This window comes from Thalassobaculum sp., assembly GCF_965223715.1.
Classification (GTDB): domain Bacteria; phylum Pseudomonadota; class Alphaproteobacteria; order Thalassobaculales; family Thalassobaculaceae; genus Thalassobaculum.
On the sequence record NZ_OZ245012.1, the window covers coordinates 4090591 to 4115439 of the forward strand.

A 24849-nucleotide genomic window follows, 5' to 3' on the forward strand; every position below is an offset into this window, starting at 1 on the left:
GGGCCCACGGATCAGCTGGTTCAGACTTCCCCAAGGCTTGTGCGGTCGTCGACGTAGGCCCCGGAATAAATCCGGGGAGTGAAAGGGGTATTGGGGCGTCACCCCCGCGTGAGCCCCGCCTTTGCCAGCGCCTCCTCGTAGGCCGCCATCATCGTCCCGCCGTTCTCGACCAGCTCGCGCAGGTAGCGCCAGGTGAACAGGCCCGTGTCGTGGCCGTCGCTGAAGGTGATGCGCACCGCGTAGTTGCCGACCGGCTCCACCCCGCGGATGGTCACCGCCCGTTTACCGGCGACCAGGGTCTTGCCCGCGGCACTGTGGCCCTGCACCTCGGCCGAGGGGCTCTCCACCCGCATCAGCTCGGCCGGGATCGTGCCCGACACCCCGCTCTCGAAGGAGACGGCAAGGGCCGCCCGGTCCTTTGTCACCCGGAGCTCGGTCGGCCAGTCGCCGGTCGTCGCGTTGGCGGCCTCGTCGCTCACGCCGGCGATCCCGCGTCCTCGTCGAGCCGTCGGGCCTCCTCCACCAGCATGATCGGCACGCCGCCGCGGATCGGAAAGGCCAGGCCGGCCTTCTCGCTGATCAGCTCCTGGGCCGCCCGGTCATAGGTGAGCGCCTGCTTGGTCACCGGACAGACCAGGATCTCCAGTAGCTTGGGGTCGATGCCCGCCGCCCCGGGCCGGGGCCCGGACGCCGGCTGCGGCGCGTCAGTGTCGGGCATGGTCTCCTCCGTTCGTCCCGGCAACCGCCATGTCCAGCAGGGCCAGCATCATGCTCGCCCGTGCCTTCAGCGACTCGCATTCCAACAGGGCCTGTTTCTCGCTGCTTTCGAACGGGCAGACCATGGCCAGGGTGGTGACCAGCCGGTGGTCCGGCGTCTGTTCGATCACGCCCCAATCCGCGGTGATGCCCTGGGTGTCGAAATACTGCTTGAGCCGCGACACCAGCAGGCTGCGGTCCAGATCGGCCTCGCTGTCGCCCTCCAGGTCGCCGCTGAACGGCCCCCAGTCGGCGATCACCCGGCGGTAGCCCCGCATGGAGGCGATCTCCTCGTCCACCGCGAAGCGGCACACGCCGGTCAGGGTGATCAGGAAACGGCCGTCATCGGTCTCGGCGAACTGGGTGATCCGGCCGGCACAGCCGATCCGGTAGAGGCAGCGCGCGCCGGCATCCATGCCGCCATCGGCCGGCTTGGGCTGGATCATGCCGATCAGCCGGTCGGTGGCCAGCGCGTCGCGGGTCATGTTGAGGTAGCGCGGCTCGAAGATGTTCAGCGGCAGCTTCCCCTGCGGCAACAGCAGCACGCCGGGCAGGGGAAACACCGGCAGGGTCGCCGGAAGTTCGTCGAAGCTCGGATCGAACGGGCCCGGACTCATCGCGTCGCCGCCTTCCCTTTCCGCAGGTTCAGGAGAACAACAGGGAAGACAGGCGGCGCCGCGCGTCTGCGGTCACCGGATCCGTCGGACCCATCGCCTCGAAATACTTCAGCAGCTGCTTGCGCGCCGCCTCGTCCTCCCACTTCCGGTCGATGCGGATGCTCTCCAGAAGCTGGTCGACCGCGCCCTCGCGGTCGCCGGTGGCATAGAGGGCCGCCGCCAGGTCGATGCGCGAGCGGTGGTCCTTCGGGTTGGCCTCGACCTTGGCGCGCAGGCTGTCCAGCTCGGCACTGGCCTTGGCCCCTTCCTTGGCGAGTTCGATCTGCGCGATCACCGCCTGGACGGCCTTGTCGGCCTTCACCTCGTCGGGGATCTGGCCCAGCACCTGCTCGGCCTGATCGGCGCGGCCGTCGGCGATCAGGCATTTCAGCAGCCCGGCCAGGGCCGCCGCATTGGTCTGCTCGTGCTGCAGGATCTGCTGGTAGAGGGCGCCCGCCTGCTGGTGGTCGCCGGCCTCCATGAGGTCCTCGGCCTGCTCCAGGGCCTGCTCGATCGGCGACTGGCCGACGGCCCCGCCGACCCGCTCGATCAGCGCGGTGATCTCGCTCTCGGGCACGGCACCCTGGAACCCGTCGACCGGCTGGCCGTTCTTGAACACGTAGACGGTGGGGATCGACTGGATGCGGAGCTGACCGGCGATCTCCGGGCTCTCGTCCACGTTGATCTTGACCAGCTTCACCGAGCCGCCGGCCTTGCGGACGGCGCTTTCCAGGGCGGGGGTGAGCTGCTTGCAGGGGCCGCACCACGGCGCCCAGAAATCGACCAGCACGGGCATCTTCATGGAGGCGTCGACAACCTCGGTCATAAAGGTTGCCGTCGTCGCGTCGACGATTGCGGCATTTCCGGTCTGTCCGCCGGATTGCGCCGCGCCCAGGATCGGTTCCATCTGCTGCGTTCCTCTGTTCTGGGAGTGACTATCTAAAGTGCGACCGTGTCGCGACAAGGGTGAGAGCGGGCGATTCTCGTTTCGGCGCCCTGAAGTTGGGGCTCCCGGCGGTCAATCGCCAGAGGCGGCGGAGAGGTCCATGACCTGCGGGGTATGCCCGCAGGCTTCGATGAAGCGGGTAAGGCCATCCGGGGTGACGGCGATCGTCATCTCGTTGGACAGCGGATGGTAGTTCAGCGGCGACATCCCCATCATCTCCTGGTCCAGGATCACGGCGACCGAGACCTCGGTGTCGTTGATCAGGGTGAAGGGCGACACCGCCCCCGGGATCACGCCCAGGGTGTTCATCAGCCGGTCCGGGCTGCCGAAGGACAGGCGCACGCCGCCGAGCAGGGCGCCCAGGGCCTTCAGGTCGATCCGCCGGTCCTCCAGGCAGACCACCAGCCACATGGCGCCCTTGCGGTCGCGCAGGAACAGGTTCTTGCAGTGCCCGCCGGGTAGGTCGCCGCGCAGCGCCTTGCTGTCCTCCACCGTGAACAGCGGCGGGTGGGTGTGCAGGTCGTAGGCGATGCCCAGCGCGTCGAGCCGCGCCAGCAGCGTCTGCGGCGAAGTGGGCAGGGTCGGCGTGTCGCTGTCGGCCATGAAGGAAGCTCCGGTATGCACGGTTTCGGTGGCTTGTCGCGGTGTGCGGAGGGCTTGTCTAGCGCATTTTGCCCTCCGGGTGCAGCACCGCAGCGACCTCATGCCCGTTCCGCGTCCGGAGCAGGCGGTGATCTGTCCGCCTCGGCGGCCTGTCGTGCTATCCTCGCGCGAACCTGATTCGGTTGTCCCGCTCGGATGGAGTGTCCCATGCGCCGTGCCGCCTTCGCCCTTCTCGTCGCCCTTGTGCTCCTGCTGCCGCTCTCCGCCCCGTCCCGGGCCGACGGGCCCGTGGTCCTGACCGTGACAGGGGCCATCGAAAAGACCAACCGCGGGCCGTTCGAGCCGTTCTCCGACGTCCTCTTCGCCACCCTGCAGGAGAGCTTCGAGAAAGCCTATGCGCTGACCCTGGACGATCTGGGTGCCCTGCCGCAGCAGACCGTCGAGGTCGGCTATCCGAACTGGCCCGGCCCGGTGACCGTCACCGGCCCGACCCTCGCCTCGGTGCTGGACCTGGTCGGCGCCACGGGCAGCCAGGTGCTGGTCCAGGCGGTGGACGGCTATGCCCCGGCCTTCAAGATCGACGAGGTGCGGGCCGGCACCTTCGTGCTGGCGACGGCGCAGGGTGACGAGCCGCTCGCCCTGGGCGGGCGCGGTCCGGTGTGGCTGGTCTTCCCGGCCGGCAGTTACGCGGGCCAGACGGCGGAGGACGACTCCGGGCTCGCCTGGGCGGTCTTTCACCTGAAAATCACCGCCGGCGAGTGAGACGGCATCGGGAGCGATGCCCTAGCGGATTGAAAACGCTAGGGTTTCCATCGTTTTCCGCGGGCGAAAAAAATCCGTCGAAAAAGGCGTTAATCGCTCTTGCAATCGTACGATCCGCCGGTATTATCCGCGGCCTCGACGGAGCGCGGGCGTAGCTCAGGGGTAGAGCACAACCTTGCCAAGGTTGGGGTCGTGAGTTCGAATCTCATCGCCCGCTCCAATTTTCCTGCACATCGACGGTCTATCAGTCCCCCACCGGGGGACCCGAGCCTGTCTCGGGTCGGTCCGGGCGGGTCTTCTGTGCCTGTCTTTCGGCCCGTCAGCGGCGCAGCCGGAGCAGCAGCCCCTGGGCGACGTTGGCGATCGCGTTGGCTGCCGCGGGGCCCATCTGGTCGGCGATCTCGTCGGCCAGGTCGAGCAGCAGGTTGGCCTGTCGGCCCAGCACCTCGGTGCTGCCGTCGGCCAGGCTGAGGACCGCATCCTCCGCGGCGAGATAGCGGTCGACATCGGGATGCGGCTGCCAGGTCTCCACACCGGCCGGCAGGGCCATCCACGCCTCCCGCGCCAGATCGAACTCGACGAAGGCCGCCTCCACCTCCGGATCGACCACCGTCGGCGCCGGCGCCTGGGTCAAGGCGCCCATGGGGACGCTCAGCCCGGCCGAGCCGGCGAGCGAGGCCAGGGCGTCGGCCACCAGACGCCGCGCCTCCTCTGCATCCTCGCGCATGTCGCGATCCGGATCCCGGACCGGATAGGGGGCCCGGGCCTCCTGGTGACCGTCGGCCAGCACAGGCTCGCGCCGGTCCAGGGGACGGGTGTCGAGATGATGGGGATCCGGCCGCCGCCGGCGGTTCAGCAGCTCGAGCGCGTGGGCGAGCTGGATCGAGGGAACGGTGAGACCCACCGGAAGTCCGTGGCTGCGCAGGACATCCGCCCGGGAGGAACCGGCCCCGGCATGCGGGGCCGAATAGCCGGCCGGTTCGGGTGCGCCGCGCAGGGACGCGAGGGTGCGGGCGAAATCCACGAGCGTATCGAGATCCTGCGGCCCGGTGGTGCCGGAACCGGCACCGCCGCCAACTCTGTCATCCGATGGGGGCATCTGTCCGATCCGTCACCTGTTCTGCCATGCGGGAGTATCGAGGAGGAAGACTAACGATATAATTGCATCATGACTATCGAAAATCGATCAGCTTTCGATCTATGTCGATTTCTCGCCGAATCAAACCGATCATCGATCTATCATATTTAAAATTTCAGCCGCTGGATGTAGTCTCTTCCCATGGACGACTATCTCACAGGCGAGGCGTTGCGGGCCGCCCTGGCGCGGCTGAACTGGACCCGCGAGCGTCTGGCCGTGGCGGCGGGTCTGGGCGAGGCGACGGTCTACCGGATGCTGGCGCAGAACGGGGCGATCCAGGCCCGGCGCAGCTCGATCGACAAGGTCGCCACCGCGCTGGCGGCGGAGGGCGCGCTGGACCGGCCGAAATCGCCGGGCGAACTCGACCCGCTGATCACGGTGGCGCTGCCGGCCGAGCTGATCCGGCGGATGCCCGGCCGGTTCACCAGCCTGACCCGGCTGTGGGCCCAGTCGATGGAGACCCAGGATCTGGAGGATCTGGTGCGCCGCCTGGGCGGGGCGACCGACCGCATGTCGAGCGTCAATGTGGGCGAGGATGGCGGCCTGCGGATCGGCCTGCTCGGGCACGGTCTGCGATGGGCGTCCAACAACATGGTCGGACGCCCTCTGATGGAGCTGGCGGATCAGGACGTGGCGGTGTCGGCATCAGAACGCTACTGGCGGTCGATCATCGCCAATGAGCCGAACCTCGCGTATTGCCGCCGCGGCGACCTCGAGTTCACCGTGCTCAGCGTACCAGTTCGGCATGCTGGGCGGCAGGCTGTCGTGTCTTGGTCGGAACTAGGACGTCCGGACCTTTGGAAATGAAGTCCAGGGCATCCTTCATGATCTGCACCGGCGCGGCGTAGCCGAACCAGAGCGGGGTCGGCGGCGTGGTGTAGTGCCAGGTGGCCCCGGGTTCCAGGAACAGCGGGCGGTACCGCTCCGCGATGCCCTTCTTCATGATGATTTCCGGCACCATGAAGAAGACATGCTTGGCATCCCAGACATCGACCGCGAAGCTGCGGCCGATCATCGGCAGGAACGGCACGAGCAGGCGGGAGAGTTCCGTGCCCCGCAGGTCCGGCCGGACCCAGATCCCGCCGGAGAAGGCCGAGGGGCCCTCCATCGCCTCGAACCATTCCCGCACCGTCCCGTAGATCTCGATATCGGGCTTGGCGCACGCGTGGTGCAGGCCGATCTCGTCGATGTATTCGGCCATGGTGTCCACCGGCAGGTAGAGACCGCAGGCATAGGTGCCGATGGTCTCGCCGTCCTTGTGGATCAGCACGCACATGCCCCGGTCGGCATTGGTGGTCTCGTTGAAGTAACCGGGGAAGGCGATGGCGGTATCCCGGTCGACGCTCGCGAACGCCGCGAAGTCGCCGTGGATGGTCATTTCCGCCCCGTATCGGGACAGCGCGCGTTGGCCCTCGGCGATGAGGTCACCCATGATCGTTCCGGCCAAGGCCTGGGGCAGTCGAGTTCTTTGCATTTGGTCCTCCATTGGCGATTGGGCATCCGGGTCAGCCGCCACCAGAAAGACAAACAAAACAACCGTGCGACGTATTGACTCGGATTTGGCAAACGCTGCACTTTATCGCAGGAGAAGAAATCCAATCAATATTTGATCAATTTCCTATCTATTCTATCAATTTTTGATAGATTGAAGTCCGCCCAAGTGAAACGCGCCGGCGGGTGGCACGGGGGCGTCGCGATCCGGTAAATATCCATAATCCCTGAATTGTTTCCGGTAGTTCGGCCGTTCTGATAGGCTCCCAGCCGACCGATCGGGGGCCGTGCGACGCCGAGGCGTGGCGGCCGAATCACAAGAGGGGACCGCCATGCGCAACCGCACTGAGACCCTGAAACTGGAGAAGATCGACGCCGTCTGCGCCCTGGTTCTCGAGCGCCTGCAGGGAGCCAAGGCGGAGGCGGCGGAGACCTTCGTGCGTCAGTTCTTCGCCAACGTGGCCCCGCAGGACCTGATCGACGAGGAGGTCGAGGACCTGTTCGGCGCGGCGATCTCCATGTGGACCTACGGCCGCGAGCGCAAGTCGGGCCAGGCCCGCATCCGCGCCTACAATCCGCGCTTCGAGGAGGTCGGCTGGCAGTCGACCCACACGGTCATCGAGATCGTCAACGACGACATGCCCTTCCTGGTGGATTCCGTCACCGCCGCCCTGAACCGGCGGGACCTGACGGTGCATCTGGTGATCCACCCGATCCTGCGGGTCGTGCGCGACGGCAAGGGGGTGGTGACCTCCCTGCTGGCGGAGGAAGAGGAGGCCGACGGTGCCGCCGGCGAATCCTTCATGCATCTCCAGGTCTCCGAGCAGACCTCGGCCGAGGCCCTGGCCGAGATCGAGGAGGATCTGGCCCAGGTGCTGAAGGATGTGCGCGCCGCGGTCGAGGACTGGCGGGCCATGCGCAAGACGATGGTCGACGTCATCGCCGGTCTGGAGAAGGCACCGCCGAAGGGCCAGAGCAAGGCCGACCTGGAGGAGATCTGCGCCTTCCTGCGCTGGATCGAGGACAACCATTTCACCTTCCTCGGCTATCGCCAGTACGACTACACCGGCACCGGCAAGAATCTGCGCATGGAGGTGGTGGAGAACAGCGGCCTCGGCATCATCCGCTCGCCCGATGTCAGCGTGTTCGACGGGCTGCGCGACATCGCCGCCCTGCCGGACCAGGTGCAGGGCTTCCTGCTCGACCCGACGCCGCTGCTGGTGATGAAGGCCAACAAGGTCTCCACCGTGCACCGGCCGGTGCCGCTTGACTCCATCAGCGTCAAGAAGATCGACAAGTCAGGCAAGGTGGTCGGCGAGCACCGGTTCATCGGCCTCTTCACCTCGGTCGCCTATAACGAGAGCCCCAAGGAGATCCCGCTGCTGCGCCGGCGGGTGGAGAAGATCGTCGAGCGCGCCGGCTTCCGCCCGGCCAGCCACGACGGCAAGGCGCTGGTCAATATCCTGGAGACCTATCCCCGCGACGAGCTGTTCCAGGCCAGCGAGGATGAGCTGTTCGAGATCTCGATCGGCATCCTGCATCTGCAGGAACGGCAGAAGACCGCCCTGTTCGTGCGCCGCGACGCGTTCGAGCGGTTCGTGACCGCCCTCGTCTTCGTGCCGCGCGACCACTACAACACCCAGCTGCGCCAGCGCTTCCAGTCGATCCTGGCCTCCGCCTTCAACGGCGACGTGACCTCGTTCTACACGCTGATGTCCGACAGCGTGCTGGCCCGCCTGCATTTCATCATCGCCACGACCCGGGGCGAGATCCCCGATGTCGATCTCGACGAGCTGGAGCACCGGCTGATCGATGCCGGCCGGAGCTGGGCCGACAAGCTGCACGACGCGCTGGTCGCCGACATGGGCGAGGAGCGCTCCCAGAAGCTGCTGCGGCGCTACGGACCGGCCTTCCCGACCGCCTACAAGGAGGCCTATCCGGCCCATGCGGCGATCTTCGACATGGAACGCATGGAGGAGATCCGCACCAAGGACGGGCTGGGCATGAACCTGTTCCGGCCGATCGGGGTCGATGACGACGTCCTGCACTTGAAGCTGTTCCACAGCCGCACGCCGGTGCCGCTGAGCGACGTCATGCCGATGCTGGAGAACATGGGCGTGCGCGTGCTCTCCGAGGTGCCGTTCGAGATCGAGGGCGGCGGCCTGGAGCACCCAATCTGGATGCACGATTTCGAGATGCGGCTGCGGGCCGACACCGAATGCGACCTCGCCACCATCAAGACCCCGTTCCAGGAGGCCTTCGCCGCCGTCTGGGAACGGCGGATGGAGAATGACGGCTTCAACGGACTGGTGCTGAACGCCGGCCTGACCTGGCGCGAGGTCACGGTCATCCGCGCCTATGCCAAGTATCTGCGCCAGGCGGCCTTCACCTTCTCCCAGGACTACATGGAGGAGACGCTGCTGGCCTACGCGCCGATCGCGCGGCTGCTGGTGAAGCTGTTCGCCGCGCGGTTCGATCCCGCGGCCGAGCAGGACCGGCAGAGGGCGGTCGACGGGCTGGAGGACAAGATCCATGCCGCCCTGGACGGCGTGGCCAACCTGGACCAGGACCGCATCCTGCGCCGGTTCCTCAACCTGATCCGCAGCACCCTGCGCACCAACTTCTACCAGATGGGCGAGGACGGGGAGCCGAAGAGCTACACCTCCTTCAAGCTGGACAGCCAGTCGGTCCAGGACCTGCCGCTGCCCCGCCCGATGGTGGAGATCTGGGTCTACAGCCCGCGGGTCGAGGCGATCCATCTGCGCGGCGGCAAGGTCGCGCGCGGCGGTATCCGCTGGTCCGACCGGCGCGAGGATTTCCGCACCGAGATCCTCGGTCTGATGAAGGCCCAGCAGGTCAAGAACGCGGTCATCGTCCCCGTCGGCTCCAAGGGCGGCTTCGTGGTCAAGCGCCCGCCGGTCGGCGGCACCCGCGAGGAGATCCAGGCCGAAGGTATCGAGTGCTACAAGACCCTTATGCGCGGGATGCTGGACATCACCGACAACATCTCCGGCGCCGACATCATCGCGCCGAAGCATGTGGTGCGCTACGACGCCGACGACCCGTACCTGGTGGTGGCCGCCGACAAGGGGACGGCGACCTTCTCCGACATCGCCAACGGGGTGTCCCAGGAATACGGCTTCTGGCTGGACGACGCCTTCGCCTCGGGCGGCTCGGCCGGCTACGACCACAAGAAGATGGGTATCACCGCCCGGGGCGCCTGGGAGAGCGTGAAGCGCCACTTCCGCGAGCTCGGCCACGACACCCAGAGCGAGGACTTCACCGTCGTCGGCTGCGGCGACATGTCGGGCGACGTGTTCGGCAACGGCATGCTGCTGTCCAAGCACATCCGGTTGGTCGGTGCCTTCAACCACCTGCACATCTTCGTCGACCCGGATCCGGACCCGGCCAAGTCCTTCAAGGAGCGCCAGCGGCTGTTCGATCTGCCGCGGTCGAGCTGGTCCGACTACAACGCCAAGCTGATCTCCAAGGGCGGCGGGGTGTTCGACCGCTCGGCCAAGTCGATCAAGCTGACCCCGGAGATCAAGAAGCTGTTCGGCATGACCGAGGATTCGGTGCCGCCGAGCGAGCTGATCCGGGCCATGCTGCAGGCCGAGGTCGACCTGCTGTGGTTCGGCGGGATCGGCACCTACATCAAGTCGGAACGCGAGAGCAACGCCGATGTGGGCGACCGGGCCAACGATCCGGTGCGCATCGACGCCAAGGAGATCGGCGCCAAGGTGCTGGGCGAGGGCGCCAATTTGGGCGTCACCCAGCGCGGCCGCATCGAGGCGGCCCTGCGCGGGGTGAAGCTCAACACCGACGCCATCGACAATTCCGCCGGGGTCGACTGCTCCGACCATGAGGTCAACATCAAGATCCTGCTGGGCGCGATCGTGTCCGACGGCGACATGACCCTGAAGCAGCGCGACAAGCTGCTGGAGGCGATGACCGATGAGGTGGCCGAGCTGGTGCTGGCCGACAATTACGACCAGACCCAGGCCCTGTCCGTGGCGGCCCATAAGGGGCTGTCGCTGATCGACGCCCAGAGCCGGCTGATGCGCAACCTGGAGCGGGGCCATCTGAAGCTGAACCGGCGGATCGAGTTCCTGCCCGACGACGAGGCGATCGCCGACCGGGTGACCGCCGGCAAGGGCCTGACCCGGCCGGAGCTGGCCGTGCTGCTGGCCTATGCCAAGATGGAGCTCTACGACGACCTGCTGGAGAGCGACCTGCCGGACGATCCGGCCCTGGCCGAGGATCTGGCGCTCTACTTCCCCGAGCGACTGCGCGCCAAGCACGGCAAGGCGATCATGGAGCACCGCCTGCGCCGGGAGATCATCGCCACCACGGTCACCAACTCGATGATCAACCGGGTGGGGGCGACCTTCCTCAACACCCTGAGCGAGCAGACCGGTGCGAAGCCGGCCGAGATCGCCCGGGCCTATACGATCGTGCGCGACGTGTTCGGCCTGCGCGGGCTCTGGGACGCCATCGAGGCGCTGGATACCAAGGTGCCGGCCGCGCTGCAGACCCGCATGCTGCTGGACATCCAGCGGCTGGTCGAGCGCGAGACCCTCTGGTTCCTGCGCAACGGCCGCCGCCCGCTGGACATCGCCAGCCACGTCAACGAGTTCGAGCCGGGGGTCAGCGCCCTGAAGGGCTGCCTGGTGGACGTGATCGGCGATGTGGAGCGCGACGACCTGACCCTGGTCTGCGCCGAACTGGAGGAAAAGGGCGTGCCCAAGGATCTGGCCCACGCCATCGCCTCGCTGGAGGTGCTGTCCTCGGCCTGCGACGTGGTCCGGCTCGCCTCGTCCTCCAAGTCCGACGTGCGGACCGTCGCCATCGTCTACTTCAAGGTGGGGGCCCGCTTCTCGCTCGACTGGCTGCGCGACCGGGCCTCGGAGCTGGCGGCGGACACCTACTGGCAGAAACTGGCTGTCAACGCCCTGGTGGACGACTTCTACCAGCACCAGAGCCAGCTCGCCCAGAACGTGCTCGGTCATGTGGATGCCGGCGGCAGCTCGAAGAAGGCCGCCCCCAAGAAGGGCGTGAGCCAGAAGGGGGCCAGGAAGACGGCCGGCGCCAACGGCGATATCGCCGCCACTGATACGGCCATCGCCGCCTGGAGCGCCGACCGACCGGATGACGTGGAGCGGTCCGACCGGCTGCTCGACGATATCCGGTCCGCCGACCATGTGGACCTGGCCATGCTGGCGGTGGCCAACGGCCAGATGCGGGCGCTCCTGTCTCGATGACGCCGGACGGGTTTCCGCAGCCGGTCGGCGTGGCGACCGGGGAGTATCCCGGCGGTCGCATCTCCTGGGAGGTCGACTACCGGCTGCTGGTCCTCACCATCCGCCTGCGCGGCGGGGTGACCGATGACGACCTCGCCAGCGGCGTGCCGGAGATCTGGCTGCGCCATCCCGAGGTGCTCGACTGCGCCACCCTGGTGGATGCCCGCGAGCTGACCGGCGAGGGCAACTACGGCTGGCGCGGCCTGCGCGAGGTGTCGAGCGCCTGGAAGCGCTTCGCCATGGGACGGGATACCGGCTCCCGGGTGGCCATCGTGCTGCGCGACACCCTATTGACCAAGCTCGCCCGGGCGGTCAGCTTCGACTACCCGGGATCCGTGTTCCGGATCTTCTTTTCCGTCGAGGACGCCGAGGATTGGCTGGGCATGCGATGAGCCGTCTCCCGCGCGCACCGGTCATCGGCTGGTGCCTGTACGACTGGGCGAATTCCGCCTTTCCGACGGTGATCTCCACCTTCGTCTTCGCCGCCTATTTCACCAAGGCGGTGGCACCGGACGAGACCACCGGCACCTTCCTATGGGGCAATGCCACGGCCATCGCCGCGGTCTGCATCGCCGTGCTGAGCCCGGTACTGGGGGCGATCGCCGACCGCACCGGCAAGCGCAAGCCCTGGCTAGCGGTCTTTTCCCTGGTCTGCATCCTCGCCTCGGGCGCCCTTTGGACGGTGGAGCCCGACACGCCCTTCGTCACCCGTGCGCTGGTGCTGGTGATCGTCGCCACGCTTGGTTTCGAATTCGCAACGATCTTCTACAACGCCATGCTGGCGGAGGTCGCGCCGCGCGACAAGATCGGCCGGGTCAGCGGGCTGGGCTGGGGACTGGGCTATTTCGGCGGCCTGTCCTGTCTGGTGGTGGCGCTGTTCGGCTTCATCCAGGCCGACCCGCCACCCTTCGGCATGGGCGACCACGCCGAGCAGGCGGTTCGGGCGACCTTCATCCTGGTGGCCGTCTGGTTCGCGGTGTTCTCCCTGCCGCTGTTCCTGCTGGTACCGGAATCCCGCCTGAAGGAGAACGAGGCGCTCGACGAGGCGGTGAGCGACGGGCTGAAGCGCATCTGGAAGACCGTCCGGCAACTGCGCTGGTCGCAGCCGGTGACCCGCTTCCTGGTGGCGCGGATGCTGTATGCCGACGGGCTGACCACCCTGTTCACCTTCGGCGGGATCTATGCGGCCGGTACCTTCGGCATGGAATTCGACGAGATCATCATCTTCGGGATCTCCCTGAACGTGACCGCCGGCATCGGTGCCGCCGCCTTCGGCTGGATCGACGACCGGATCGGGCCGAAGCGCACGATCTTCCTGGCGCTGATCGGGCTGGTGCTGTTCGGGGTGGCGGCCCTGCTGGCGCCGGACAAGACCTGGTTCTGGGGGATCGGCATGGCGCTTGGCACCTTCATGGGCCCGGCCCAGGCGGCCTCGCGCACCTACATGGCCAAGCTCGCCCCGCCGGACCAGCGCGCCGAGATGTTCGGGCTGTTCGCTCTTTCCGGCAAGGCAACGAACTTCGCCGGTCCGCTGATCCTGGGCTGGGCCACGCTCGCCTTCGACAGCCAGCGCGCCGGGATGGCGACGATCGTGCTGTTCCTGGTCGCGGGCCTGGCGCTGCTCACCACGGTGCGCGAGGAGCGGTAGGGGGGCTCATCCCTTCTTTCCCTGTTCACACTCCCCGGATTCATTCCGGGGCCTACCCTCGGGCCGGCACGAGCCTTTCGAGGATCATGCAGGCGCATCCGTGGGCCCCGGAATAAATCCGGGGAGTGGGGGGAAGAGAAAGAAAGGGAGATAGAGAGAAAACCCTCAGAACGCCGGCGACGTCGCGGTGATCCGCGGGAGGTTCTCCGGGGCGTCGTCGTGGTCGAGCTCGATGTCCCAGTAGAGATAATCCCGCCAGCTCTCATGCAGGTAGTTCGGCGGGAAGCCGCGGCCGCTCTGCTGCAGCTCGTAGGCGGTGGGCTGCTTCGGGGCGGTGATCGGGATCATGCCGATGTCGCGCGGCATGTGGTTGCCCTTGACCAGATTGCACGCCCCGCAGGCGGTGACCACGTTCTCCCAGCTCGTCCGCCCGCCGCGCGAGCGGGGAATCACATGGTCGAAGGTCAGTTCCTGGGTCGGGAACCGCTCCGCGCAGTACTGGCAGGAGAAACGGTCGCGCAGGAACACGTTGAACCGGGTGAAGGCCGGTCGGCGCGACTGGTGGACGTATTCCTTCAGCGCGATCACGCTGGGCAGCCGCATCTCGAAGCTCGGGCTGCGCACGGTGGTGTCGTACTCGGAGACGATGTTGACCCGGTCGAGGAACACCGCCTTGACGGCGTCCTGCCAGGACCAGAGCGACAGCGGAAAATAGGAGAGCGGCCGGAAATCGGCATTGAGGACGAGCGCAGGTGCTGCGTCCGGCCCCGTCACCGCGCGCTCCTCCGAGGACTCGGCAGGACACGCGGCGCGCGACTAGGGAGAGCCGTGGTGTGCCACGCCGCACTCTGCTGCGTGTTCCGCCACAACATCTTGTCTTCCCATTCGCTTCGCATCGCAGTGACCGCCCATTTAGTGGGGAGTTCGTGCCAGGCTTCGAGGCGCTATATATCTATATGTTGTTACAGTTTTATGGTCCCCGCAAGGCCCCTCAGCGGCCCTCCTCAAACCCCAAGAACCCGGCGCAGGAACGCCGCCCCAGCACCCAGCCCGACCTCGTCGATCCCGTGCCCCAGGCCCGGCCGGGCGATCGATTCGACGGCCACGCCGGCGGAGTTCAATCCGGTCTGGGCCGCCTCCATGGCGCCGAAGGGCACGATCTCGTCGGCGGTACCGTGGACCAGAAGCACCGGCGGCCTGGCGGTGACCGGGTCGTCCGGCAGGTCGCCGGCGATCAACGCGCCGGAATAGCCGACGATGCCGGCGATCGACGCCGGCCGCCGCAGGGCGGTGTAGAGCGACATCATGGTGCCCTGGCTGAACCCGACCAGCGCCAGCTTGTCCGCGCCAAGACCCAGGCGCGCCAGCTCGGCGTCGAGGAAGGCGTTGAGCATCGGGGCGGCCGTGCGGATGCCGGCGAGCATGTCGGCCGGATCGCGGCTCTGCAGGCTGAACCACTGGCGGCCGAACGGCGCCATGTCGCAGGCAAACGGCGCGTTGGGCGAGGCGAAGGCGACCGAGCCCATCTCGCGCGCCCAGACCGGGGCGATGCCGATCAGGTCGTTCCCGTCGGCCCCCAGGCCGTGCAGCATCACCACCAGGGCGTCCGCCGCGCCGCCGGTCGCCGGTCCGAAGCGGGGGCCGTCCAAATCCGTTGCCTGAGTGTCGGGCATGACCGTCGTTCCTTCGATGGGCCGGCCTTCGCCCGGCCGGCCGTCAGTTGACCGGAGGCGACCCTAGCGGTACCGAGCCTGCATGACCACCACCCGCTTCGCCCCGAGCCCGACCGGCCTGCTGCATCTGGGTCACGCCTATTCGGCGCTGCATGCGGCGTCCTTCGCTGACCGCGCTACGGGCGGCCGTTTCCTGGTGCGATTGGAAGATATCGACATAACGCGGTGTCGGCCGGAATTCGAGGCGGCCATTGAGGAGGACCTGGCCTGGCTGGGGCTGGAGTGGGAGCGGCCGGTGCGCCGGCAGACGGACCATATGGACGACTACCGGGCCGCCCTGGACCGGCTGGAGGCGATGGGGCTGCTGTACAAATGCTTCCATTCCCGCAAGGAACTGGACGAGGCCCTGTCGGCGCCGCACAACCGGCCGATGATGGGGCCGGACGGGCCGGCGGTGACAGATACCGACACCCTGATGCCGGAGGACGAACGGGCCCGGCGCGAGGCGGCGGGGGAGGCCTATGCAATGCGCCTGCGGATGGCCGAGGCGGTGCGGGTGGCGGGGCCGCTGACCTGGCGCGACCGGGGGCATGGGGAGCAGGTGGGCCGGCCGGAGGTGTTCGGCGACGTGGTCCTGGCCCGCAAGGACGTGGCGACCTCCTATCATCTGGCGGTGACGGTGGACGACGCCCTGCAGGGGGTGAGCCTGGTGACGCGGGGGGAGGACCTGTTCCAGGCGAGCCACGTGCATCGGCTGCTTCAGGCGCTGCTGGATCTGCCGGTGCCGGAGTACGCGCACCATCCACTTCTGGTCGATCCGGACACCGGCCGCCGCTTCGCGAAGCGCGACCGATCGCTGACGCTCCAGGCGCTGCGCGAGAGCGGGGTGAGTGCGGCGGAGGTGCGGAGGCGGGTGGGGTTCTCCTAACTTTTCCTCTTATCCCTCCCCGGATTTATTCCGGGGCCAGCGCCTGTGACATGCGCGAAGCGTCGTCGCCAACGCCGAACGCCCGTCCAAGCGGATGGGATTGCCCCGGAATAAATCCGGGGAGTGGGAGAGGGGGGAGAAAAATCCGTCTGTTCCTCCCATCGCTCGGCCATGAGCTTCTGTGTCTACATCCTGGCGAGCGAACCCCATGGAAAGCTGTATGTCGGGCGCACGAGCGACCTGCGGCGACGGCTCTGGCAGCATAAAACGAAAGCGCTGCCGGGCTACACCGCCGAGCACGACATCATGATTTTGGTATATGTCGAGGTCCACGAGACCCTGGAACCCGCCTGGACGCGGGAACGCACCCTCAAGCGCTGGCGCCGGGAGTGGAAATTCAACCTGATCGAACGGGACAATCCTCATTGGCTGGATCTGGCGGCCGATTGGTTTGTGGAATGATCTTTCCCTGCCCTTTTCTTCTCACTCCCCGGACTTGTTCCGGGGCGAGGCCAGAGACGTGCGCGATGCGTCAGGACCAATCCCGAGCGCCCGTCCTAGCTGATGGGCTCGCCCCGGAATAAATCCGGGGAGTGATCTTTTTTAAGTGTTTCCGAACCGGCCCGTTACGGAAACACCGCATGCAATCCGGTACAGAGCTCCAGATAGTCCGGGTGGTCCGGGTCGATCCGGCCCGTGCGGATCAGCCAGTCGATCACCACGAGGTTGCAGTTGTACTTGAACCCGTCCGGCCCGTGGACCACGCCGCGCTCGACGATGTCGGCCACCTCGCGCCAGGGCAGCAGCATGAACTCGGCCACTTCGCCGTCGACCGGCTGCGGGACGAAATCCTCCGGCAGGGCCAGGTCGTAGACCCAGAAGGCGTGGCGCCGCAACCCGCCGCCCATCTCGCCGCCGGTGCTCGACGGGCCGCCGTCCGCCACCTCCATGGTGTAGGAGACCATTCCCGTCGGCACCGCCAGGCGGGCCAGCGGCTCGGCGATGCCGGCCTCCTCGGCGCATTCCTTGATCAGGTTCTCCCGCGGGCTGTAGCCCACCGGATGGCCGCCGGCGACGATGTTGTCGAGGCTGCCCGGATAGGTGCTCTTGTCCCAGGCCCGCCGGGCCACCCACATGCGCGCGTCGTCGCCCGCGCCGACCACCCCGTTCAGGTGGAAGCCGCGGTTGATGATGCCGAAGGCGGTGGCCGCCGCCCGGTCGATCTCGAAGACCGGCGCGTCCGACAGCCGCTCCATCACCGGATATTTCTCCCCGCGCAGCCGGTGCAGCAGCCCCTCCTCGGACAGGGCCGCCAGCGCATCGTCCACCGCCCGGGTGCGGTCCTCGTAGGTCGCCAGCCGCGGGTCGAGATGAACGAGGTCCTCGAAGACGTGGAACAGGCTGCCGAAGCGGCGCAGCTCCAGGGACAGACTGCGGCGCATCAGCCCGACCCGGGCCTGACCGACCCGGAAGGGGACGAAGTCCTTCAGGTCATGGGCGTTGCAGAAGCGGATGTGATCGAGAAAGGCCATGGGGGGTCAGGATCGGGGTCAGGATAGCAGAATGCCGAAGAGGAGGCCGAGCGCCAGGGCGACCCCCACCGGCCAATAGGCCCGCCGCGCCCGCTCCCGCGCCATCAGCCGCACGGTGTCCGGATGCAGCCTCAGGCCGCCGCCTTCCAGATGGCTCAGCGCCCGGTCGGCATGGGAGATCAGCGAGGGCAGGCGCTCGATGCCGCGTAGGATCTCGGCGCTGGCCCGGGCGATCCGCGCCTCCGGCCCGCGGTTCTCGCGCATCCAGTCCTCGATCAGCGGCCGCGCCAGCTCCCACATGTTCACGTTGGGGTTCAGCCGGCGCCCGACGCCCTCGGACACCACCATGGTCTTGTGCAGCAGCAGGAGCTGGGGCTGGGCGACCATGGAGAAGGTCTCGGCGATGCGCAGCACCTGACCGAGCAGCTTGGCGACGGAGACCTCGTTCAGCGGCTTGTCCATCAGCGGCTCGCCGATGGACCGCACCGCCTGGGTGAACAGGTCGATCGATTTGTTGGCCGGCACCATGCCCATGCGGAAATGCACCTCGGCCACCGCCCGCCAGTTGCCCAGCAGGAAGCCGGTCAGCGTGTCGGCGAGGTAGTAGCGGGTCTCCAGGTCGAGCCGGCCCATGATGCCGAAATCGACCGGCATCAGGACGCCGTCCGGCGTCACCAGCATGTTGCCGGGATGCATGTCCGCATGGAAGAAGCCGTCGCGGAAGACCTGGTTGAAGAACACCGCCGCCGAGCGGGCCAGCAGCACGGTCGGGTCGAGGCCGGCCCTGGCCAGGGCCTCGGTGTCGTCGATGCGGAACCCGTCGATCCAGGCATTGGTGAACACCCGCTGGGTGGTGCGGTCCCAGTCGACCTCGGCCACGGCGAAGCTGTCGTCGCCGATGAAATTCTCCGCCAGCTCCACCGCCGCGGCCGCCTCCAGGCGCAGGTCCATCTCGATCTCGACCGTCTCGCGGAACACCTCCACGGTGTCGACCGGCTTGAAGCGGTGCGACCAGGGCAGGTGGCGCTGCAGGGTCTCGGCGATCCAGGAGAACAAGTCCAGGTCGCGGGCGACCGCCACCTCGATGCCCGGCCGCAGGATCTTCACCGCCACCCGGCGGCCGTCGGTGGTCACCGCCCGGTGCACCTGGGCGATGGAGGCCGCGGCGATCGGGCTGGTCTCGAACTCGGAGAACAGGGCCTCGATCGGCGCGCCCAGCTCGTATTCGAGGGTCTGGCGGGCGACCGTCTCGTCGAAGGGCGGCAGGCGATCCTGCAGCTGGGTGAGGTCCTCCGACGCCTGTTCGCCGATCAGATCGCCCCGGGTCGCCAGCGACTGGCCGAGCTTGATGAAGGTCGGGCCGAGCTGGGTGAGGGCGGCGGCCAGCCGCTGGCCCCAGCGGCCGGTGACCGACGGGCTGCGCAGGTGCCGGGCCAGACGGGCAAGGCCGGAGATGGTCGGCGCCTCGGCGATCGTCTCCAGCGGCTCGAACACACCGTGCCGGGCCAGCACCCAGATGATCCGCAGCAGGCGGATCAGGTTGCGCAGGGCTCTGATCATGAGTCTCGGGTCATCGCCTTACAGGCGCCAGCCCGAATGGATCGCCGCGATCCCGGCCGACAGGTTGCGCCACTTCACCTGCTCCAGCCCGACCCGGCGCATGCGCTCGGCCAGGTCCTGCTGATCGGGGAAGCGGCGGATGCTCTCGGCCAGATACTGGTAGGCCGGCCGGTCCTGGGCGACCTTGTCGCCGAGCCAGGGCAGCACCTTGAAGGAATAAGTGTCGTAGATCGGGTCGAGCCAGCCCTGGGTGGGGCGGGAGAATTCCAGGCACATGAACCGGCCGCCGGGACGCAGCACCCGGGTCATCTCGCCCAGGGCGGTGTCGATGCGGGTCACATTGCGCAGGCCGAAGGCGATGGTCACCCGGTCGACCGAGGCGTCGGCCAGCGGCAGCGCCTCGGCATTGCCGACCACCCAGTCCACCGCCTCGTCGCCGCCGGCCTTGAGCAGCCGGTCGCGGCCGACGGCGATCATCTCGGCATTGATGTCGCAGACGGTGACCGGTCCGCCGCCGCGCTTGCGCCACAGGGCGGCGATGTCGCCGGTGCCGCCGGCCACGTCCAGCAACCGGTGCCCCGGGCGCGGCGCCAGCCAGTCGGCGAAGGCCTGCTTCCACACCCGGTGGATGCCCAGGCTCATCAGGTCGTTCATGAGGTCGTAATTGGCGGCGACGCTGTCGAACACCTCGCGGACCCGGGAGCTCTTCTCCTCCACGGAGACCGAGGCGAAGCCGAAATCGGTCACGCCATCGCGGATCTTGGGATCGGCGGAGGAGCCGCCGCCGGCCGCCGTTCCTGCTGAGTTCGCCTTCTTGCCGTCGGCAGCCATCGCGCCTGCACCCGCCCACCGGTTTCGGTCTGAAGTGGATTAGGCCCCTCGGCGTCCGGAATCAAGGTCGGCGCCGGTTTGCGCCGCTCCCCATTCTGGCGCTTGGCGGGGACGGGCCCCCGGGATACCGTCCGCCGTCATGCCTGAATTGCCTGAAGTCGAAACCGTGATGCGCGGCCTTGCCGCCCGCCTGGACGGCAGACGCCTCGCCGAGGTCGAGGTGCGCCGCCCGGACCTGCGCTGGCCGCTGCCGGAGCGCATGGGCGCGCGGCTGACCGGCCGCCGAATCCTCGGTCTGCGCCGCCGGGCGAAATACATCCTGGTGGATCTGGACGACGGGACGAGCTGGATGATCCATCTCGGCATGTCCGGCCGGATGCTGATCTCCGACGGACCGAAGCCGCCGCTGGAGACCCATGACCACGTGGTCTTCCATACCGACGACGGCACCTGGGTGAAGTTCAACGACGCCCGCCGCTTCGGTATGATGGACCTCTGGCCGACCCAGGAGGTCGAGCGCCACAAGCTGCTCAAGGGTATCGGGCCGGAGCCCTTGGGCAACGCCTTCAACGGCCCGGCGCTGGAATCCGCGCTCGCCGGCAAGTACACCCCGATCAAGGCCGCCCTGCTCGACCAGAAGGTGGTGGCCGGGGTCGGCAACATCTACGCCTGCGAGGCCCTGCACCGCTCCGGGATCGCACCCCGGCGTCTGGCTCTGAACGTCTGGGGAAACCGGGCGGAACGGCTGGCCGAGGCGGTGAAGACGGTCCTCACCGAGGCCATCGCCGCGGGCGGTTCCAGCCTGCGGGACCACCGCCAGGTTTCGGGCGAACTCGGCTATTTCCAGCACACCTTTCGGGTGTACGATCGCGAAGGGGAGGGATGTCCGACCCCGGAGTGTGGCGGGACCGTGAAGCGGCTGGTGCAGTCCGGGCGGTCCACTTTCTATTGTCCCCGCTGTCAACGCTGAGGTAGAAGCCGGCGCCATGAGCCTGCCGTTCCGATGCGTCAAACTGACCGCTCTCGCCGCTCTGGTGATCGCGGTCCTGCTGTTCGTCCGCTTGCCGGCCCTGGCCGATGGGCGGTTCGTCGATGGTATCGAGGATCTGCCCCTCATGCCGGAACTGCAGAGCGTGCCGGCGGCGAGCGTCGAGTTCGACGGCCTCGCCGGCCGGATCGTCGTCGCCTTCGCCGAGGGCACGGTTGCCATGGAGGATGTCCGCGCGTTCTACGACGCCACACTGCCCCAGCTCGGCTGGGACAGGCTGGAGGCCGATCGCTGGGTGCGCGCGGGCGAGGAGTTGAGTTTCGACGCGGTGGCCGAGCGGGGTGGACTTGTCGTCCGCTTCGAGCTCGTCCCGCGATGATCACAACCGCCGACGTCCCCCGGGACGGCCGGCGTGACCCGGGAGTGGCCGTTATGGCTTATGAGAACATTCTGACCGAGACGCGCGGCAATGTGGCGCTGATCACCCTGAACCGCCCGAAGGCGCTGAACGCCCTGTCCTCGCCGCTGATGGCGGAACTGGGCGAGGCGCTGCTCGCGGCCGACGCCAATGACGAGGTCGGCTGCATCGTGGTGACCGGCAGCGAGAAGGCCTTCGCGGCCGGCGCCGACATCAAGGAGATGCAGTCCAAGGACTTCGCCGACGCCTATCGCGAGGATTTCATCACCGCCGGCTGGGAGACCATCCTGCGGGTGCGCAAGCCGGTGATCGCCGCGGTGGCGGGCTACGCGCTCGGCGGCGGTTGCGAACTGGCCATGATGTGCGACTTCATCATCGCCGCCGACACCGCCAAGTTCGGCCAGCCGGAGATCAATCTGGGCGTCATTCCGGGCGCCGGCGGCTCCCAGCGCCTGACCCGCTTCGTCGGCAAGTCCAAGGCGATGGACATGGTCCTGACCGGCCGCAACATGGATGCCCAGGAGGCCGAGCGCTCGGGCCTGGTCAGCCGGATCGTGCCGGCCGCCGACCTGCTGGACGAGGCGATGAAGGTCGCCACCCGCATCGCCGACCTGTCGCTGCCCTCGGTCATGATGGCCAAGGAGGCGGTGAACCGCAGCTACGAGACCACGCTGAGCGAGGGCGTGCGGTTCGAGCGGCGCCTGTTCCACTCGCTGTTCGCCACCGAAGACCAGAAGGAAGGCATGGCCGCCTTCGTCGAGAAGCGCCAGCCGGTCTTCAAGAATCGCTGACCACACGACTCTCGCGGGACTCACCGGTTCCAAAGAATCACCCAAGGCAGGGCGAGTCATTGTTGACGCCGTCCGGGGCGGGAGTTATAAGCCCGCCTTCCACGGACCTGCCGTACTTTGAGAGAAGAACATGGCCAACCACGCTTCAGCCGAAAAGCGCATCCGGCGCAACGCACGGCGGTACGAGATCAATCACGCGCGCATCTCGCGCATCCGCACGCACGTCAAGCGCGTCGAGAAGGCGATCGCCGCCGGCGATCAGGCCGCGGCCCTGGAGGCTTTCAAGGCCGCCCAGCCGGAGATGCATCGCGGCGTCACCAAGGGCGTCCTGCACCGCAACACCGTTGCGCGCAAGCTGTCCCGCCTGAACACCGCCATCAAGGCCCTCGGCGCCTGAGTTTCTGACGCCTGACGTCAGGCCGGGACTGAGACGACGACGAGGAAGCCGCCGGTTCCGGCGGCTTTTTTGCGTCGATGACGGCCGTTGCCCGCTCTCGTCTCTGCGGGATCCCGCCAGAGGATCGCGCCGCCCGGCAAGTCGAGCGGCGGCATCGTCACGCCGGACTCAAGAGTAGCCGTCCGGCGCGCGGCGATCTGGTCTCCGGCGGGGCGAACCCCTGGAAGATCCGGGGCTTTGGGCCGATCCATCCTGCCGTATCGCCACGCGCCAGGATCTGCCGCCGGTATGCGCAGCCTGTCGGATCTGACCTCGGAAAGGATTTCGGCGCCACCTGCGATGATTGTGTTGGCCGGCATTCGGATGCACCTTCTTTATGTGTGACAATTTGAAGGCCGGGGTTAGCAATCTGAATCCCCATCACGATTCTGGCCGGTGAAGTAGTTGGGCCGATTCGTTGAGTCTGAGATGAGGAAAGCAGCCCAATCTGCTGAATCCCAATGACTCTTTCACGGGGGCGTGATCGCCCCGCGCAGGGGGTCGAAAAAAAATCGTCATAGAGTGTTCGACTCGGTTGCGCGCCGATGGTCCGCCTAGTACCTTATCGACCTCACCGCAGATGACGAGTTGCGAAGCATAGGGAATAAATATGTCAAGTAATTCGTCTTACATACAGAGCGGTTTCATTCGGTCGAATGGATTTTCCCGGCTCAAGTTCTCGGGGTAAATTTCCGAATACTGACTAAATGCTGAACGAAGCGGCGTCAGCCGCGGCGCCACCGGTGTGTGTAGACGATCGAATGATCTCGGTGCAGGGGTGATAGGGATGCCCCTGTGGATGATTGGGCCAAACGAACCGCCGCAGGTCGGGGTTCACGAGAATGCGAGGGAAGGACGGTGACACGGATCGGCTGGGGGAGCCAATCGGGGGATGTATCGTCAAAGTGGAACTATTGGAGCATCGCGCTGACCAACGTCGACCGGCCGGCGGGCGATCTTTCGAGGGAGGGTCGTCATGGCTGAGGTTGCGGATCGCGATGGGCTTGCCGCGCAGTGGGCGCGGGTCAAGTCACGTCTGCGTTCGGAATGCGGCGAGACCGCCTATCGCGGCTGGCTGAAGTCGCTGACTCTGGCGCGCCGCGACGGTCAGGTGGTGTATCTGGCCATTCCGTCGAAGTTCGAGCGCGACCGGGTGGTCACCCAGTACGGCGACCGTCTGCGCGGGCTGTGGCAGGGCGAGGACCCGGCCATCGCCGCCGTCGAGGTGGTCGCCGCCGCGCGCCAGGAGGCGGCCGCACGGGTCGTCGCCGAGGTGCTCGCGGACGAGGAGCCGGCCGAGCCGCTGGATGAGCCGCTGGCGACCCCCGAGTTGGTGACCGCCGAACCGCCGAGCGACCTGAACGCCATCTCGGCGTCGCTCGACGCGCGCTTCACCTTCGAGAACTTCGTCGTCGGCAAGCCGAACGAGCTGGCCTTCGCCGCCGCCCGCCGGGTGGCGGAAAGCGAGACCGTGCCTTTCAACCCGCTGTTCCTGTATGGCGGGGTCGGCCTCGGCAAGACCCACCTGATGCATGCCATCGCCTGGGAGATCCGCAGGAACCATCCGCAGCGGCGGGTCCTGTACCTCTCAGCCGAGAAGTTCATGTACCAGTTCATCCGGGCCCTGCGGTACCGGGACACGGTCGCCTTCAAGGACCTGTTCCGTTCCGTCGACGTGCTGATGATCGACGACGTGCAATTCATCAGCGGCAAGGACAGCACCCAGGAAGAGTTCTTCCACACCTTCAACGCCCTGGTGGACAACAACCGCCAGGTCGTGATCTCCGCCGACAAGAGCCCGACCAACCTGGACGGGCTGGAGGAGCGGCTGCGCTCCCGCCTCGGCTGGGGCCTGGTGGCCGATATCCATCCCACCGACTACGAGCTGCGCCTGGGCATCCTGCAGTCCAAGGTCGAGCGGGTGGACGCGGACATCCCGCCGAAGGTCATGGAGTTCCTGTCCCACAAGATCAGCTCCAACGTGCGCGAGCTGGAAGGGGCACTGAACCGGGTGGTGGCCCACTCGACCCTGGTCGGTCGGGCGATCACCCTGGAGATGGTGCAGGAGGTCCTGTCCGACCTGCTGAAGGCCAATGACCGCCGGGTGACGATCGAGGAGATCCAGCGCCAGGTCGCGTCGCACTACAACATGCGGATCTCCGACATGTACTCGGCCCGCCGGGCCCGGGCCATCGCCCGGCCGCGGCAGATCGCCATGTACCTGTCGAAGCATCTCACCCAGCGCTCCCTGCCGGAGATCGGCCGCAAGTTCGGCGGCCGCGACCACACGACGGTCATGCACGCCGTCAAGAAGGTCGACGAACTGCGGGCCACGGACCGTCATTTCGACGCCGACGTGGACCTGCTGCGGCGGATGCTGGAGGGGTGAGTC

Annotated in this window: 25 protein-coding genes and 1 tRNA gene; 13 read left to right on the forward strand and 13 right to left on the reverse strand. The window is 67.3% G+C overall.

Features of this window, described 5'->3' with window-relative positions; genetic code table 11:
* Positions 1-98: 98 nt before the first annotated feature.
* The 5 genes from ACOQOP_RS18960 to ACOQOP_RS18980 all read right to left on the reverse strand — a co-directional run bounded on the left by ACOQOP_RS18960 (position 99) and on the right by ACOQOP_RS18980 (position 2961).
* A complete protein-coding gene (locus ACOQOP_RS18960; protein WP_420563375.1) occupies positions 99-479 on the reverse strand; it encodes a gamma-butyrobetaine hydroxylase-like domain-containing protein in 381 nt (126 codons plus the stop codon).
* Positions 476-718, reverse strand: coding sequence for a Trm112 family protein (locus ACOQOP_RS18965; RefSeq protein ID WP_420563376.1), 243 nt, complete (start codon positions 716-718; stop codon positions 476-478). The genes ACOQOP_RS18960 and ACOQOP_RS18965 overlap by 4 nt, the downstream gene beginning before the upstream one ends.
* A complete protein-coding gene (locus ACOQOP_RS18970; protein ID WP_420563377.1) occupies positions 705-1373 on the reverse strand; it encodes an LON peptidase substrate-binding domain-containing protein in 669 nt (222 codons plus the stop codon). The genes ACOQOP_RS18965 and ACOQOP_RS18970 overlap by 14 nt, the downstream gene beginning before the upstream one ends.
* A 28-nt stretch (positions 1374-1401) precedes the next feature.
* Positions 1402-2319 (reverse strand): thioredoxin, encoded by a 918-nt coding sequence (gene trxA / locus ACOQOP_RS18975; protein WP_420563378.1) that lies wholly within the window; start codon positions 2317-2319, stop codon positions 1402-1404.
* Between the two features lie 111 nt (positions 2320-2430).
* A complete protein-coding gene (locus tag ACOQOP_RS18980) occupies positions 2431-2961 on the reverse strand; it encodes a prolyl-tRNA synthetase associated domain-containing protein (protein WP_420563379.1) in 531 nt (176 codons plus the stop codon).
* A 207-nt stretch (positions 2962-3168) separates the two neighbouring features.
* Between ACOQOP_RS18980 and ACOQOP_RS18985 the strand changes: the two genes are divergently transcribed.
* A complete protein-coding gene (locus ACOQOP_RS18985; protein WP_420563380.1) occupies positions 3169-3723 on the forward strand; it encodes a hypothetical protein in 555 nt (184 codons plus the stop codon).
* A 145-nt stretch (positions 3724-3868) separates the two neighbouring features.
* Positions 3869-3943: transfer RNA gene (locus ACOQOP_RS18990), tRNA-Gly, on the forward strand.
* Positions 3944-4042: 99 nt separating this feature from the next.
* Here the strand turns inward: ACOQOP_RS18990 and ACOQOP_RS18995 are convergent.
* On the reverse strand, positions 4043-4822 hold the full coding sequence (locus tag ACOQOP_RS18995) for a hypothetical protein (RefSeq protein WP_420563381.1): 780 nt from the start codon (positions 4820-4822) through the stop codon (positions 4043-4045).
* 180 nt (positions 4823-5002) lie between these two features.
* Here ACOQOP_RS18995 and ACOQOP_RS19000 point away from each other — a divergent pair, with 180 nt between their 5' ends.
* Positions 5003-5668: a helix-turn-helix domain-containing protein gene (locus tag ACOQOP_RS19000; protein WP_420563382.1), complete on the forward strand. Its 666-nt coding sequence runs from the start codon at positions 5003-5005 to the stop codon at positions 5666-5668.
* On the opposite strand, the gene ACOQOP_RS19005 is transcribed toward ACOQOP_RS19000, so the two are convergent.
* The gene (locus ACOQOP_RS19005; protein WP_420563383.1) at positions 5589-6335 is read right to left on the reverse strand and encodes a hypothetical protein; all 747 of its coding nucleotides are present in this window, start codon (positions 6333-6335) and stop codon (positions 5589-5591) included. The genes ACOQOP_RS19000 and ACOQOP_RS19005 overlap by 80 nt on opposite strands.
* A 349-nt stretch (positions 6336-6684) precedes the next feature.
* Between ACOQOP_RS19005 and ACOQOP_RS19010 the strand changes: the two genes are divergently transcribed.
* The 3 genes from ACOQOP_RS19010 to ACOQOP_RS19020 are packed head-to-tail and all read left to right on the forward strand — an operon-like array spanning position 6685 to position 13300.
* Positions 6685-11613 carry an NAD-glutamate dehydrogenase gene (locus ACOQOP_RS19010; protein WP_420563384.1) on the forward strand — a complete coding sequence of 1643 codons (4929 nt, stop codon included), beginning with the start codon at positions 6685-6687 and terminating at the stop codon, positions 11611-11613.
* On the forward strand, positions 11610-12044 hold the full coding sequence (locus ACOQOP_RS19015; RefSeq protein ID WP_420563385.1) for a hypothetical protein: 435 nt from the start codon (positions 11610-11612) through the stop codon (positions 12042-12044). Before ACOQOP_RS19010 ends, ACOQOP_RS19015 begins: the two co-directional genes overlap by 4 nt.
* The gene (locus ACOQOP_RS19020; RefSeq protein ID WP_420563386.1) at positions 12041-13300 is read left to right on the forward strand and encodes an MFS transporter; all 1260 of its coding nucleotides are present in this window, start codon (positions 12041-12043) and stop codon (positions 13298-13300) included. The genes ACOQOP_RS19015 and ACOQOP_RS19020 overlap by 4 nt, the downstream gene beginning before the upstream one ends.
* 165 nt (positions 13301-13465) lie before the next feature.
* On the opposite strand, the gene ACOQOP_RS19025 is transcribed toward ACOQOP_RS19020, so the two are convergent.
* On the reverse strand, positions 13466-14074 hold the full coding sequence (locus ACOQOP_RS19025) for an HNH endonuclease (protein ID WP_420563387.1): 609 nt from the start codon (positions 14072-14074) through the stop codon (positions 13466-13468).
* A gap of 230 nt (positions 14075-14304) precedes the next feature.
* Positions 14305-14973 carry an alpha/beta hydrolase gene (locus ACOQOP_RS19030; RefSeq protein WP_420563388.1) on the reverse strand — a complete coding sequence of 223 codons (669 nt, stop codon included), beginning with the start codon at positions 14971-14973 and terminating at the stop codon, positions 14305-14307.
* 82 nt (positions 14974-15055) lie between these two features.
* Between ACOQOP_RS19030 and gluQRS the strand changes: the two genes are divergently transcribed.
* A complete protein-coding gene (gene gluQRS, locus ACOQOP_RS19035; RefSeq protein ID WP_420563389.1) occupies positions 15056-15901 on the forward strand; it encodes a tRNA glutamyl-Q(34) synthetase GluQRS in 846 nt (281 codons plus the stop codon).
* Positions 15902-16072: 171 nt separating this feature from the next.
* A complete protein-coding gene (locus tag ACOQOP_RS19040; RefSeq protein ID WP_420563390.1) occupies positions 16073-16363 on the forward strand; it encodes a GIY-YIG nuclease family protein in 291 nt (96 codons plus the stop codon).
* Positions 16364-16527: 164 nt separating this feature from the next.
* On the opposite strand, the gene ACOQOP_RS19045 is transcribed toward ACOQOP_RS19040, so the two are convergent.
* The 3 genes from ACOQOP_RS19045 to ubiE are packed head-to-tail and all read right to left on the reverse strand — an operon-like array spanning position 16528 to position 19824.
* Positions 16528-17433 (reverse strand): DUF4743 domain-containing protein, encoded by a 906-nt coding sequence (locus tag ACOQOP_RS19045; protein WP_420563391.1) that lies wholly within the window; start codon positions 17431-17433, stop codon positions 16528-16530.
* 18 nt (positions 17434-17451) lie between these two features.
* Entirely contained in the window at positions 17452-18993 is a 1542-nt protein-coding gene (ubiB, locus tag ACOQOP_RS19050) for a 2-polyprenylphenol 6-hydroxylase (protein WP_420563392.1), read from the reverse strand.
* 18 nt (positions 18994-19011) lie between these two features.
* The gene (gene ubiE / locus ACOQOP_RS19055; protein WP_420563393.1) at positions 19012-19824 is read right to left on the reverse strand and encodes a bifunctional demethylmenaquinone methyltransferase/2-methoxy-6-polyprenyl-1,4-benzoquinol methylase UbiE; all 813 of its coding nucleotides are present in this window, start codon (positions 19822-19824) and stop codon (positions 19012-19014) included.
* A 139-nt stretch (positions 19825-19963) separates the two neighbouring features.
* Here ubiE and mutM point away from each other — a divergent pair, with 139 nt between their 5' ends.
* The 4 genes from mutM to rpsT all read left to right on the forward strand — a co-directional run bounded on the left by mutM (position 19964) and on the right by rpsT (position 22418).
* Positions 19964-20794, forward strand: a complete 831-nt coding sequence (gene mutM / locus ACOQOP_RS19060; RefSeq protein WP_420563394.1) for a bifunctional DNA-formamidopyrimidine glycosylase/DNA-(apurinic or apyrimidinic site) lyase — start codon at positions 19964-19966, stop codon at positions 20792-20794.
* Positions 20795-20810: 16 nt separating this feature from the next.
* Positions 20811-21191 carry a hypothetical protein gene (locus ACOQOP_RS19065; RefSeq protein WP_420563395.1) on the forward strand — a complete coding sequence of 127 codons (381 nt, stop codon included), beginning with the start codon at positions 20811-20813 and terminating at the stop codon, positions 21189-21191.
* A gap of 53 nt (positions 21192-21244) precedes the next feature.
* Positions 21245-22021 carry an enoyl-CoA hydratase gene (locus ACOQOP_RS19070; protein WP_420563396.1) on the forward strand — a complete coding sequence of 259 codons (777 nt, stop codon included), beginning with the start codon at positions 21245-21247 and terminating at the stop codon, positions 22019-22021.
* A gap of 130 nt (positions 22022-22151) precedes the next feature.
* Positions 22152-22418, forward strand: a complete 267-nt coding sequence (gene rpsT / locus ACOQOP_RS19075) for a 30S ribosomal protein S20 (RefSeq protein ID WP_420563397.1) — start codon at positions 22152-22154, stop codon at positions 22416-22418.
* Between the two features lie 17 nt (positions 22419-22435).
* Here the strand turns inward: rpsT and ACOQOP_RS19080 are convergent, their stop codons facing one another.
* Positions 22436-22777, reverse strand: coding sequence for a hypothetical protein (locus ACOQOP_RS19080; protein ID WP_420563398.1), 342 nt, complete (start codon positions 22775-22777; stop codon positions 22436-22438).
* A gap of 656 nt (positions 22778-23433) precedes the next feature.
* Here ACOQOP_RS19080 and dnaA point away from each other — a divergent pair.
* Positions 23434-24846, forward strand: a complete 1413-nt coding sequence (gene dnaA, locus ACOQOP_RS19085; RefSeq protein WP_420563399.1) for a chromosomal replication initiator protein DnaA — start codon at positions 23434-23436, stop codon at positions 24844-24846.
* Positions 24847-24849: the final 3 nt, after the last annotated feature.

Coding starts and splice junctions, on each gene's coding strand:
- ACOQOP_RS18970 (WP_420563377.1), bottom strand. CDS start 1,373: ATGAGTCCGGGCCCGTTCGATCCGAGCTTCGACGAACTTCCGGCGACC.
- ACOQOP_RS18980 (WP_420563379.1), bottom strand. CDS start 2,961: ATGGCCGACAGCGACACGCCGACCCTGCCCACTTCGCCGCAGACGCTG.
- ACOQOP_RS19040 (WP_420563390.1), top strand. CDS start 16,073: ATGAGCTTCTGTGTCTACATCCTGGCGAGCGAACCCCATGGAAAGCTG.
- ACOQOP_RS18965 (WP_420563376.1), bottom strand. CDS start 718: ATGCCCGACACTGACGCGCCGCAGCCGGCGTCCGGGCCCCGGCCCGGG.
- ACOQOP_RS18985 (WP_420563380.1), top strand. CDS start 3,169: ATGCGCCGTGCCGCCTTCGCCCTTCTCGTCGCCCTTGTGCTCCTGCTG.
- trxA (WP_420563378.1), bottom strand. CDS start 2,319: ATGGAACCGATCCTGGGCGCGGCGCAATCCGGCGGACAGACCGGAAAT.
- dnaA (WP_420563399.1), top strand. CDS start 23,434: ATGGCTGAGGTTGCGGATCGCGATGGGCTTGCCGCGCAGTGGGCGCGG.
- ACOQOP_RS19000 (WP_420563382.1), top strand. CDS start 5,003: ATGGACGACTATCTCACAGGCGAGGCGTTGCGGGCCGCCCTGGCGCGG.
- ubiB (WP_420563392.1), bottom strand. CDS start 18,993: ATGATCAGAGCCCTGCGCAACCTGATCCGCCTGCTGCGGATCATCTGG.
- ACOQOP_RS19020 (WP_420563386.1), top strand. CDS start 12,041: ATGAGCCGTCTCCCGCGCGCACCGGTCATCGGCTGGTGCCTGTACGAC.
- ACOQOP_RS19030 (WP_420563388.1), bottom strand. CDS start 14,973: ATGCCCGACACTCAGGCAACGGATTTGGACGGCCCCCGCTTCGGACCG.
- mutM (WP_420563394.1), top strand. CDS start 19,964: ATGCCTGAATTGCCTGAAGTCGAAACCGTGATGCGCGGCCTTGCCGCC.
- ACOQOP_RS19070 (WP_420563396.1), top strand. CDS start 21,245: ATGGCTTATGAGAACATTCTGACCGAGACGCGCGGCAATGTGGCGCTG.
- ACOQOP_RS18995 (WP_420563381.1), bottom strand. CDS start 4,822: ATGCCCCCATCGGATGACAGAGTTGGCGGCGGTGCCGGTTCCGGCACC.
- ACOQOP_RS19065 (WP_420563395.1), top strand. CDS start 20,811: ATGAGCCTGCCGTTCCGATGCGTCAAACTGACCGCTCTCGCCGCTCTG.
- ACOQOP_RS19080 (WP_420563398.1), bottom strand. CDS start 22,777: ATGCCGGCCAACACAATCATCGCAGGTGGCGCCGAAATCCTTTCCGAG.
- ACOQOP_RS19015 (WP_420563385.1), top strand. CDS start 11,610: ATGACGCCGGACGGGTTTCCGCAGCCGGTCGGCGTGGCGACCGGGGAG.
- ACOQOP_RS19005 (WP_420563383.1), bottom strand. CDS start 6,335: ATGCAAAGAACTCGACTGCCCCAGGCCTTGGCCGGAACGATCATGGGT.
- rpsT (WP_420563397.1), top strand. CDS start 22,152: ATGGCCAACCACGCTTCAGCCGAAAAGCGCATCCGGCGCAACGCACGG.
- ACOQOP_RS19045 (WP_420563391.1), bottom strand. CDS start 17,433: ATGGCCTTTCTCGATCACATCCGCTTCTGCAACGCCCATGACCTGAAG.
- gluQRS (WP_420563389.1), top strand. CDS start 15,056: ATGACCACCACCCGCTTCGCCCCGAGCCCGACCGGCCTGCTGCATCTG.
- ACOQOP_RS19010 (WP_420563384.1), top strand. CDS start 6,685: ATGCGCAACCGCACTGAGACCCTGAAACTGGAGAAGATCGACGCCGTC.
- ubiE (WP_420563393.1), bottom strand. CDS start 19,824: ATGGCTGCCGACGGCAAGAAGGCGAACTCAGCAGGAACGGCGGCCGGC.